7 protein-coding genes are annotated in these 11,768 nt (G+C 49.8%); all 7 read left to right on the top strand.

Translation table 11 applies throughout. The features are described 5' to 3' along the window. Positions 1 to 1,225: 1,225 nt before the first annotated feature. Positions 1,226 to 3,004, top strand: coding sequence for an ABC transporter substrate-binding protein (locus tag ACO0LI_RS11270; protein WP_422951109.1), 1,779 nt, complete (start codon positions 1,226 to 1,228; stop codon positions 3,002 to 3,004). Between the two features lie 72 nt (positions 3,005 to 3,076). Next, on the top strand, positions 3,077 to 4,909 hold the full coding sequence (locus ACO0LI_RS11265) for an ABC transporter substrate-binding protein (protein ID WP_423032624.1): 1,833 nt from the start codon (positions 3,077 to 3,079) through the stop codon (positions 4,907 to 4,909). 51 nt (positions 4,910 to 4,960) lie between these two features. Beyond that, the gene (locus ACO0LI_RS11260; RefSeq protein WP_422951111.1) at positions 4,961 to 5,899 is read left to right on the top strand and encodes an ABC transporter permease; all 939 of its coding nucleotides are present in this window, start codon (positions 4,961 to 4,963) and stop codon (positions 5,897 to 5,899) included. Positions 5,900 to 5,908: 9 nt separating this feature from the next. Next, positions 5,909 to 7,024, top strand: a complete 1,116-nt coding sequence (locus ACO0LI_RS11255) for an ABC transporter permease (protein WP_422951112.1) — start codon at positions 5,909 to 5,911, stop codon at positions 7,022 to 7,024. Between the two features lie 9 nt (positions 7,025 to 7,033). Further along, on the top strand, positions 7,034 to 8,734 hold the full coding sequence (locus tag ACO0LI_RS11250; RefSeq protein WP_422951113.1) for an ABC transporter ATP-binding protein: 1,701 nt from the start codon (positions 7,034 to 7,036) through the stop codon (positions 8,732 to 8,734). A 233-nt stretch (positions 8,735 to 8,967) separates the two neighbouring features. Next, positions 8,968 to 10,365, top strand: coding sequence for a TldD/PmbA family protein (locus tag ACO0LI_RS11245; RefSeq protein WP_423032628.1), 1,398 nt, complete (start codon positions 8,968 to 8,970; stop codon positions 10,363 to 10,365). Next, positions 10,365 to 11,687, top strand: a complete 1,323-nt coding sequence (locus tag ACO0LI_RS11240) for a TldD/PmbA family protein (protein ID WP_422951115.1) — start codon at positions 10,365 to 10,367, stop codon at positions 11,685 to 11,687. Before ACO0LI_RS11245 ends, ACO0LI_RS11240 begins: the two co-directional genes overlap by 1 nt. Positions 11,688 to 11,768 lie beyond the last annotated feature (81 nt).

Raw genomic sequence — 11,768 nt, 5'->3', positions numbered from 1 at the left:
CACTTCCATCGCTTTGCGCGCCAATCCAGATACCAGGGCATATACCACCAGTACGTGAAATGCGATAACCAGCCCCAAGCCTATAAACTTCTTCCCCGGCTCTTGCTGGCGATTTGAAAAATCCATTACTGCTCCTCCACTACCACAAGGTCAACTGTCTGACGCAAGTCAAAACATCTCAAACAAAAAAGTGATTATAAATGCTGTGTATCAATAAAAAGCCATACCGATACAAAACCACTTATAAATTCATAAGCTGCGGGCTCGTCAAAATATAAATCGAGGTTTTTGATAAAACTGACTTATTTAATTCTGCCTGCAACCAAAGCACCAGCTTCTACTGACGCCATTTATACCTGACCAAGTAATAAAAAATATTAATCATATTTCCGCTACCAGATTCTCCGTGCCATAAGTGGCTAAACCAGCGATGCAAAGCAGAAAATTTTTTATTACCTGCAGCAAAGTCAAACGCTACAGTCATTTCATCTTTATCAGAACAACTATTTACGTTCCCATGTAAAAAAGCACGAACTTACCGCATGGAAAATGTAAATTTAGTCGTCAGAAATTTTTCCGAAGGCGCATAAAACCACTTATGCCCAGAAACTGTCAAGTGCTTTACTTTAAGCCCTGCCAAAAAACAACATGGCGCATTTTGCCAAAAAAACACCCGCAAAGGAAACCTAATTTCTTGTGCTATGCAGCATAAATTATTTCAATGCAGCTTTTTTTACACTTCATTACATTGAGAAATTCGCCCAGACCCTCACTCACCAGAATTTAATTTTTTTTGAGCCTTTTTTCGGGCACCAAACTATCTAAAGTTGCGTGCAAATGTCGCACCACAATGGTGCGCGGCACCATCATAATCCCCCTAACAATGCGCACCCATTGCCAAAATGCACTCAAAAACCCAAAATTGAAAAGAATTGTCACACCATGTAATTCGACAATGAAATAAAAATTTCTTTCCTTCTCCCATCGATAAGACTCTTGCGTTATGGTTACGGCTTTTTAAAACTGAAGCGGAAAAAGCTGCCAGGCAAATCGTGAGGAAAATTAATTTGCACCTGCAATATGTAAATTAATCTATACGGTTTATGTTCCGTCCTGGATTTAACGTGCAAAACTGCGTTTTGCTCACCGGGCCTGATCCATGCTTATACAGGTCAAACTCGCCAGACGAATTTGTTTTACCAAACAATGAGGTTAAAGAATGTTCATGCGTCACCAGACAGTTGCTTGCATTTTCACTATGCTGCTATCGACATTTCCCTTGCAGATTGCTCAGGCAGCCAATCCTGCAGACCTCAATAAAGTAGTCAGGCAAGCCTTTGAAGCCGCAGATGATGGTTTTGATATGGCCAAAACCCAGAATTTCTATTCTGGTTGGGTCAGCGAGGCCATCTTCGAACCCTTGCTAAGTTATGACTACCTCTCCCGCCCCGCCCGCCTCCTGCCACTATCAGCAGAAAGCATGCCAGAAGTGACCGAACAGGGAAAAGTATTTACCTTCAAGATCAAGCCCGGCATTTACTTTGCTCCGGACCCTGCATTCAAGGATAAAAAACATGAGCTGACAGCGCAAGACTATGTTTACACCTTCAAGCGCCTGCTCGACCCGGTTAACCGTTCGCCTAATGCCAGCTTCATCGAAGGCAAGATTGTCGGCCTGGATGACATCGCCACAAAAGCAAAGAAAACAGGCAAGTTTGACTATGATGCACCAGTTGCCGGCCTTAAAGCCGTTGATAAATACACATTAAGAATAGAATTAAAAGCGACCGATTACAATTTCCTGTATGTCGTCGCCTATGGTGGCTTTGGTGCGGTGGCGAGAGAAGTCATCGAAGCTTATGGTGACCAGACTGGCCTGCACCCAGTCGGTACCGGGCCTTATATGGTGGAGAAGTACCTGCCACGCAGCAAGATCGTGCTGACCGCCAACCCGGAATACCGTGGCTACACCTGGGATTTTAAATCGACAGGCAGCGCCCGCGATGAAGAAATCGTCAAACAAATGAAGGGCAAGAAAATGCCTCAGGTTGGCAAAGTCGATATCAGCATCATAGAAGAAGAGCAATCACGCTGGCTGGCTTTTCAGGATTCGCAACTGGATATCGACAAGCTGCCGCAAAGCGCAGCAACGGCAGCACTGGATGGAATTGCATTAAAACCTGAACTGGTAAATCAGGGCATCAAGATGGACAGGGTCACAGATGCTGGCATTGTCTTCACAATTTTCAATATGCGTGACCCCGTTGTTGGCGGCTACAGCAAGGAAAAAATCGCCCTGCGTCGCGCCATAGGCATGGCTTACAGCTATGAGGATGAAATCGCCCAGATGCGCCTGGGACAGGCCATACGCTCGGAAATGATTATTCCTAAAGATGTGGTTGGCTATGACCCTGCCTATCGCAGCAGCCTGGCTTACGACATCAAGCTGGCCAATAAACTACTCGACCATTTTGGCTATAAACGTGGAGCAGATGGATACAGAAATAATCCTGACGGCAGCCCGCTCACCCTCAAAAAAACCGTGGAACCCGCAGCCATCTATAAAGTTCAGTCTGAAATTTATAAACGTGGCCTGGATAAAATCGGCTTGCGCATAGAATTCCCGGTCAGTAATTTCGCTGACAATCTGAAAGCGGCTTCCGCCTGCAAGTTGAATATGTGGGGCGGTGCCTGGAATGCTGACTTTCCTGATGGTGAGAACTTCCTGCAATTGCTCTACGGTCCCAAAGCCGGTGCCGGCAACCATGCCTGCTATGAGTCGCCTGCTTATGATGCATTGTTCCGCAAGGCAGTATCGCTGCCGCTGGGTGAGGAGCGTAATAAAGTATATGCACAAATGAACCGTCAGGTTGAAGCTGATACACCATGGATTGTGCACACTTCCCGCATCCGTAGCTGGTTATACCGCCCCTGGATCACAGGATATAAAAAACACCCCATCTTGCATTCTGACTGGGCCTTCATTGATGTAGAAAAACATTAAGCCCGGCTCAGCGCTTTAGTTTGATTCAATATTCACTTTTACCATCGTACAAAATAGCAGGAGAACTCGTTAATGAAGTCCACTCATCCGTTTCAGCACAAGCTGACCAGAACAGGTATGGCTATCTGCCTGGCACTAGCCGGTCTGATGTCATCTACCCTGCCCCTGCAGGCGCAGGCCGCCAAACCTGAATTTGCTGATCCGGAAAAAGTGTTACGCACCATTTTCCCTGTTGCCGAGACTGGCTTTGATCCTGCTGCAACACGTGACCTGTACTCCAACGCGATTAATGAAGCGATCTTTGAACGCCTGTTCACTTACGACTACCTGGCCAGCCCGGCAAAAATCATTCCTGAAACCGCTGATGGCATGCCAGAAATTTCTGCCGATGGCAAAACCTATACCATCAAGCTGAAGAAAGGCATTTACTTTACCCCTGATGCAGCCTTTAATGGCAAAAAACGTGAACTGACGGTGGATGATTATGTGTATTCATTTAAACGCATCATGGACCCGAAAATCGCCTCTACCCATGTCTGGCTGTTAGAGGACAAGATCGCGGGCCTGGATCAACTGGCAGCAGAGGCAAAGAAATCCGGCAAATTTGATTATTCTGCCAAAGTACCCGGCCTGGAAGTCATCGACAAATATACCCTGCGCATACACCTGACGCGCCCTGACTTTAACTTGCCCATGATATTGGCTTACACCGCCATGTCTGCCGTTGCCCGCGAAGTCATAGAAAAATATCAGGATGTACAGGGTGCTGCCATGGCAAACCCGGTAGGCACCGGCCCTTTCAAACTGACTGAATGGGTACGCGGCTCGAAAATGATATTGGATGCGAACCCTGATTTCCATACAACCATATGGGACTTCCAGGCCAGCTCTGACCCCAATGACCAGAAAATCATCGCCGCGATGAAAGGCAAACGCATGCCGCAAATCGGTCGCGTTGTCGTCAATGTGATTTTGGAAGATCAGTCACGCCTGCTGGCATTCCAGAAAGATGAAATTGATCTGTTCCAGTTATATGGCGGCCTGGCACCTCAGGTATTGAATGGTCCTGACCTGAAACCTGAATTTGTCAAACGCGGCATACAGATGTCACGCATTGTCGACCCCGAGCTGACTATCTATTACTGGAATATGCAAGACCCTGTATTTGGTGGCCTGAGCAAAGAGAAAGTCGCCTTGCGCAGGGCGATGGCCATGGCACACAATGTCGAAGAAGAAATTCGCATCGTCGATAATGGTCATGCTATTCCCCTGCAATATCCTATCCCCCCTGGCGTAGTGGGTCATGACCCCAACTACAAAAGCAGCATCCAATATAATCCCGCCGCTGCCAATGCACTACTCGACAAGTTCGGCTACAAAAAAGGCAAGGATGGTTATCGCACCATGCCAGACGGTAGCCCGCTGGAAATTGTGCATACTGCCCAGACCGAATCACGCGGCCATTTACAGGCTGAAGTCTGGAAAAAATCCTATGACGGCATAGGCATCAGGATGCGTGCCGAATTCCGGCCCTTTGCTGAAATCCTCAAAGCAGAAAAGCAGTGCCAGTTGATGCAGCGCATTTCACCATGGATAGCGGACTATCCGGATGGCGATAATTTCATGCAACTGTTTTACGGTAAAAACATTCACATGAATAATAATGGCTGCGTCACTATTCCTGAATATGACAAGCTGTATGAACAATCACAAAAACTGGCTCCGGGGCCAGAGCGCGACCTGTTGTATCACAAGATGACACGCATAATGGAGCTGTATGCAGCACAACGCCTGGGTTATGCGCGCCATCGCATGATGCTGTCACAGCCACGCGTGATAGGACACAAGAAACACCCCATCATGCATATAGAATGGATGCAGATAGACATCGACAAGAACAAATAGACAAAAAAATGAGCAGCAGACTAACTGAAATTTGAAAACCGAGAGACAAACATGACCGCTTATATACTGCGCCGCTTATGGCAGATGGCACCCACGATGCTGGGCGTGATCCTGCTGGTGTTTTTTCTGTTCAACTGGGTGGGTGGCGACCCGGCTTACATCCTAGCAGGCAAAATGTCGAATGCCGAACAGATTGCCAATATCCGCACCCAGTTGGGCATAGACCAGCCTTACTATGTACAGTTGTGGATCTTCGTCAAGCAGATCGCCACCTTCAACTTTGGTAATAGCTGGAGTACCGGTGAAGCCGTTTCCTCCATCATAGGCACACGCCTTGGCCCTTCACTGACAGTGCTGATACCGCTGACGATTATCGAAACCATCATCGCGATTGCGCTGGCGCTGGCCATTGCCTTCAAACGCGGCTCGCTGACAGACCGTGGCGTGATGATCGCCTGTACCGTCGGTATGTCAGTCAGTATCTTGGTGTATATCATCGTCGGTCAGTATTTCTTTGCCTATAAACTGGGACTGTTCCCGGTACAGGGCTGGGGTAATCATTTTGCCGAGAACCTGTTCAAGTACTCTGCCCTGCCTATCCTGATTGCCCTGGCAGTGGGCGTAGCACCTAACCTGCGCCTGTTCCGCACCTTTGTGCTGGATGAAGTGAACCAGGATTATGTACGTACCGCCCGCGCCAAAGGCGTTAGCGAAAGCCGCGTGAAATGGGTGCACGTCTTGCGTAATGCATCGATACCTATCATCACCCACGTCATGTCCAACCTGCCAGCCTTGCTGATTGGCGCCTTCCTGATTGAGCGATTCTTTTCCATACCCGGTATAGGTCGTGAAGTGATATTGGCAGTGGAACGCAGTGACTTCCCCGTGATCAAAGCGATCACCGTGTATGTCGCAGCAGCCACCATGTTTTTTAATTTGTTGACCGATCTGCTGTACCAGGCGGTTGATCCACGCGTACAGTTGAAATAAGGATCATTCATGAGCACGACTATCACAAATCCAACTGTACACGCAGTTTCACCCGGACTATGGGCACTGGCATGGCGACGTTTGCGCGCTGACAAGGTCGCCATGATTGCCTTGGCAATCGTAGCTGCGTTCTTATTGACGCTGATACTGTCTGCGACTGGCATCATCGCCTCTGACTGGGAACAGGAAAGCGGCGTCAGTTATGCGCCACCCAGCTTTGTTGGTGCAGATACTGGCACGGTCGCCAAGGCAGAGGTAGAAGCGCCGCCTCCAGAGAATCCACTCGATCCTTTGGCCGACATTATCCGTGAATTGCGCAAGCAACCAGATGCGGATCAGGCCGTCATCGTGAATGACTACGGCATCCCTGATCCGCTGGCAAAGGAAATGGCAGAAATCCGTGCTGAGCTGGCCAAGTCTGGCAAGGCCGTAGTTGGTGAACGCCTGACCACCCTGCCCTTTGGTGCTGACAAATGGGGACACGACATCATCAAGAAAACCATCAAGGGCGCGGAGACTTCCATCGTCGTTGGCCTGGTCGCCGCCTTCCTGGCGACCCTGCTGGGTACCATGTTTGGTGCGCTGGCTGGTTATTTTGGCGGGAAAGTTGATGACTTCTTTAACTGGTTTTACAGCATCTTCACTTCCATCCCTTACCTGTTATTGATACTTTCAGTCGCAGCTGTATTGCAGCAAAAAGGCGTGACCACTATCATCCTGATCCTGGCTTTTACTGGCTGGACCGGGCCTTTCCGCCTGATCCGCGCTGAATACATGAAGCACAAGGCACGTGAATATGTATGGGCGGCAGACGCCATTGGCGCGTCACACTGGCGCAAGATGTTCGTACACATATTCCCGAATGTCAGCCATGTGGCACTGGTACAGGTATCCATCCTTGTTGTTGGCTTTATCAAGTCTGAAGTTATCCTGAGTTTCCTGGGCTTTGGTGTGCCGGTTGGTGTGGTCTCCTGGGGCAGTATGCTGAACGAAGCGCAGAATGAATTGATTTTGGGTAAATGGTGGCAACTGGTTGCCGCAACCGCAGCAATGGCCGTGCTGGTAACAGCCTTCTCATTATTCACCGACGCCTTGCGCGATGCGCTTGACCCAAAATTGAAATAAGGACAGATCATGATTCAAGACAACACAAATCAAGCTTTGCTGAAAGTAGAAAACCTGCGCGTGTCTTTCCGCGTCAATAAAAAAGACAGCGTGGAAACCGTCAAGGGTATCTCCTTTGAAATACCACGCAACTCCACCGTTGCCCTGGTCGGTGAATCAGGCAGTGGCAAGTCAGTCAGCTCACTTGCAGTCATGGGCTTGCTGCCGCCAGATACCTCCAGTATCGCAGCTGACAGCAAGATCATTTTTGAAGGCCGCAGCCTGCTGGAACTCAGCATCGCTGAAAGACGCGACCTGTGCGGCAAGGAAATCTCCATGATTTTCCAGGAGCCGATGACATCGCTGAACCCGGTGTTTACCGTTGGTTTCCAGATTGCAGAAGTCTTGCGCCTGCACATGGGCATGGATGCAAAACAAGCCAGAAAACGAGCGATCGAATTGCTGGAAGAGGTTGGCATTCCCGATCCAAAGAACAAGATTGATGCCTATCCCAGCCAGATGTCTGGCGGGCAACAGCAAAGGGTGATGATTGCGATGGCGATTGCCTGCGAACCCAAATTGCTGATTGCCGATGAACCAACCACGGCTCTCGACGTTACTATACAAAAACAGATCATCGACCTGATTGATGCCTTGCGTATCAAACACAAGATGTCAGTGCTGTTCATCACTCATGACCTGGCACTGGTTGGTGAAATTGCTGACCATGTCATTGTCATGCGCAATGGTGAAATTCGCGAAGCGGGTACGGTAGAACAAATCTTTGAAAGCCCGAAAGATACCTATACCCAGGCGCTGTTGCACTGCCGCCCTACCCTGGACACCCGCCCATGGCGCTTGCCGGTCATTGCTGATTTCATGAATAACAACGGCGCGCTGGTTGATCAAAAACAGCGCCCGCGTGGTCTCAAGGGTGATGAAGAAATCGTGCTCGAAGTCAAAGACCTGGGCAAGAGTTTCTACTCCCGCGAAGGCTTCTTTGGCAAAAAAGAATTCAAGGCCGTCGAAGGCGTGTCTTTCAAACTCGCGCGTGGCAAGACCCTGGGTGTAGTGGGAGAATCAGGTTCAGGCAAAACCACGGTGGGCCTGACACTGATGCGCCTGCACCAGGCCACCTCTGGCCAGGCCTTGTTTGAAGGTAAGGATATCCTGTCCATGTCAAACAAGGAATTCCATCACTACAAGCGCCGCATACAAATCATTTTCCAGAACCCGTATGCCTCGCTGAACCCACGCTTCACGGTGGGCCAGATTTTGATGGAACCCATGCACATCCATAATATCGGTGCCAACGACAGTGAACGCTCTGCCATGGCTTATCAGTTGCTCGAAAAAGTCGGTCTGCCTGCTGCTGCTTTTCACCGCTACCCGCATGAATTCTCGGGCGGCCAACGTCAGCGTATCGCGATTGCCCGCTGCCTGACAATGAAACCAGAAGTGCTGGTTTGTGATGAGTCAGTATCCGCACTGGACGTATCTGTGCAGGCTCAGGTGTTGAACCTGCTGCAGGATTTGCAGGAAGAATTTGGCCTGTCCTACATCTTCATCTCGCATGATCTGGCGGTGGTCAAATACATTGCCGACCAGGTCATGGTGATGAACAAGGGTAAGGTTGTCGAGCTGGCCAATTCTGATGATCTGTATCTGAACCCGACTCAGGCATATACCAGGACTTTGCTGAACGCGATACCAAAAGGCTTGCAACACTAAGTTGTAACCGCGAACCGGCTGACTGCCGGTTCGCATTCTCCCTGCTTGAAAAATCCCCTTACACTTATATTTTTGACCAATCCTGCAAACACTGGCAAGATGGCATTCGCCTGCGACATAACGAAACCGTGACGAAACCATGACGAAACAGGCACAACCTCCCGCATATCCCGTATGCCGCATATTCACTGGAGTCAGGATTGGAAGCGTTAAGAAGTTTATTCCGGGAATTAATGCCCGCTGTTGATTTTTGCTCCATGCGCGTAGTGGATGAGCGCAGTGAAGAGTTATTGGTCAGACAAAATGTATTGCAACCGCTGCGCAATGCCCGCAGCCATGGTGCCATGCTGACCATTATTCATAATGGTGGCTACGGCTATGCCGCAACCAGCGACTTATCCCGCAATGGATTGAATACTGCAATGCAGCATGCCTTGCATTGGGCCAGGCTCAGTGCGGGTAAAACGGTTACGAACTTCAGCCAAATCCCGCAGGCCGCTGTGCTTGGTCAATATCAAGGTCCAGCCGCATCCATCTGGACCAGGAAAGATTTGATTGCCTTGCTGATGCAGGAATCCGCCACATCGCATCTCAGTGACAAGATTGTAGATTGGAGTGCATCCATAGGCGTGACACAAACTGAGCAGCTATTTATCAGTAGCGCAGGTGCTGACATCCATCAGCAATTCAATTACCTGATCCCCAATCTCAGCGTCACCGCCAATGAAGGATCAGAAACCCAGACGCGCAGTCTGGGAGGGCAATACAATGGTTTCTGCCGCCAGGGTGGCATGGAAGTTCTGCAGCAGTCTAGCTTTTATGGCGCAGGCAAACGCATTGCAGAAGAAGCACTGGCGCTACTGCATGCAGCGAACTGCCCGAGTGGCCGCATGGATTTGCTGCTGATGCCTGAGCAGATGATGCTGCAAATTCATGAATCCATAGGCCACCCGCTGGAACTGGACCGTATATTGGGTGATGAGCGCAATTTCGCTGGCACCAGCTTTGTCACGCCCGACATGTTTGGTCATTTTCAGTATGGTTCTGAATTGCTGAACGTTACCTATGACCCCAGCCGTGCCGAACAATTTGCCAGCTTTGGCTGGGATGATGATGGCAGTACTGCAGAAAAAACCTGGATCATCAAAAACGGCATACTGGAAAAACCATTGGGCAGCGCCCTTTCCCAGGAACGTGCTGGCATGGCAGGCGTCGCCAATTCACGCGCCTGTGACTGGAACCGCCCAACTATAGACCGCATGGCCAACCTGAATATAGAAGCAGGCAGCAGCAGCCTCGATGAAATGATAGCCAGTGTTGACTACGGCGTATTGATGAATACCAATGTGTCCTGGTCTATTGATGATTCCCGCAATAAATTCCAGTTCGGTTGTGAATACGGGCAAGTGATACGCAATGGCAAATTGCAGGAACTGGTCAAGAACCCGAATTATCGCGGCATCTCAGAAAGCTTTTGGCGTTCGCTAAAGATGGTCGGTGATGCCTCTACGCTGGCAGTCATGGGCACGCCCTTCTGTGGCAAAGGTGAGCCATCCCAAGTCATACGCGTAGGCCACGCTTCGCCGGCCTGCCTGTTTGATCAGGTAGAAGTATTTGGAGGTGAAGCCTGATGCAAAGTTATTTCCTGTCCCTGGCCACACATATAGAAACGCAACTCGCGGCGAATGAAGTCAGTACCACCTGGCTGGCCGCAGAGTCCAGTGATTTTGTGCGTTTCAACCGCAGCGCCATACGCCAGCCTGGCCACGTTTTCCAACTGATACTGAACCTGCAATTGATACAGGGGAAAACCCATGCTGCGATGAGCTTCAATCTCAGTGGCGAAATAGACGCAGATTTACCTACCATCAATACCGCGATCCAGGATTTGCGCGCGCAATTACCAGACTTGCCAGCTGACCCGCACCTGATGATAGCCACTGAAATCAGTGACAGCACACAGGTTCTGCCATCATCCCTGCCACCAGTAGCCAGCATGCTGGAACAGATACTGGCCGCCGCAAAAGATGTAGACATGGTGGGCTTGCTGACTACAGGTACACAATATCGCGGCTTTGCCAATTCCCATGGTCAGCGCAACTGGTATGAAACCAGCAATGTCAATTTTGACTGGAGTCTGTTTTATGCGACTGACAAGGCCGTCAAATCCAACTATGCCGGGTTCACCTGGAATGAGTCAGCATTTCTCAGTAAATTCGCCGCCGCCCGCAAAGAGCTGGCCCTGCTGGCACGCCCCCCCATCACAGTAGCTGCTGGCAATTACCGCGCTTACCTCAGTCCGGCTGCATTGAATGAATTGATCATGATGCTGAACTGGGGTGGTCTGTCCGAAAAGTCTTTGCGCACCCGCCATAGCTGCCTGCGCCGCTTGCAATCGGGCGAAGCCAGCATGCATGCCATGGTGGATATCTGTGAAGACAGTCGTGCAGGTCTGGAACCAGGCTTTCAGGCGCAAGGCTTTATCAAGCCCGAAGTAATTCCCCTGATACAGACGGGCAAACTGGTTGGCAGCATGATTTCTCCGCGTAGCGCAAAGGAATATTCCTTGCAAACAAACGGGGCGCCAGAAGATGAATCAGCAAAATCGCTGGTCATGCAGGCAGGCATGTTAGAAAATGCAGACATACTCAAAGAGCTGGGTACGGGTATCTATATCGCCAATCTCTGGTACCTGAATTTTTCTGACCGTGCCACTTGCCGCATCACCGGCATGACACGCTTTGCCACCTTCTGGGTAGAAAACGGTGAAATCATCGCGCCATTAAATGTCATGCGCTTTGATGATTCCCTGTTCAAGATGCTGGGAGAAAACCTGCTGGCGCTAAGCCAGGAAACCGAAGTCATCATGGATGACCGTTCTTACGGGCAACGACATACGGGTGGCGCAATCCTGCCCGGAGCACTGCTCAAGGAGATGCGCTTTGTGCTATAGCAAGACAAGAAACCGTATTTTGTGAACACGAAAGGCGATCTTGTGACAATTTCAAGCAAAAATACCGCATTTTTCAAATGA

Source organism: Undibacterium sp. Tian12W (genome assembly GCF_049339405.1).
Lineage (GTDB): Bacteria > Pseudomonadota > Gammaproteobacteria > Burkholderiales > Burkholderiaceae_D > Undibacterium.
This window is presented reverse-complemented; position numbering and strand designations above follow the sequence as displayed.

What these genes read in the sequence shown, in the direction of transcription:
- ACO0LI_RS11270 (WP_422951109.1), top strand. Translation starts at nt 1,226, where the DNA reads ATGCGTCACCAGACAGTTGCTTGCATTTTCACTATGCTGCTATCGACA.
- ACO0LI_RS11265 (WP_423032624.1), top strand. Translation starts at nt 3,077, where the DNA reads ATGAAGTCCACTCATCCGTTTCAGCACAAGCTGACCAGAACAGGTATG.
- ACO0LI_RS11260 (WP_422951111.1), top strand. Translation starts at nt 4,961, where the DNA reads ATGACCGCTTATATACTGCGCCGCTTATGGCAGATGGCACCCACGATG.
- ACO0LI_RS11255 (WP_422951112.1), top strand. Translation starts at nt 5,909, where the DNA reads ATGAGCACGACTATCACAAATCCAACTGTACACGCAGTTTCACCCGGA.
- ACO0LI_RS11250 (WP_422951113.1), top strand. Translation starts at nt 7,034, where the DNA reads ATGATTCAAGACAACACAAATCAAGCTTTGCTGAAAGTAGAAAACCTG.
- ACO0LI_RS11245 (WP_423032628.1), top strand. Translation starts at nt 8,968, where the DNA reads ATGCCCGCTGTTGATTTTTGCTCCATGCGCGTAGTGGATGAGCGCAGT.
- ACO0LI_RS11240 (WP_422951115.1), top strand. Translation starts at nt 10,365, where the DNA reads ATGCAAAGTTATTTCCTGTCCCTGGCCACACATATAGAAACGCAACTC.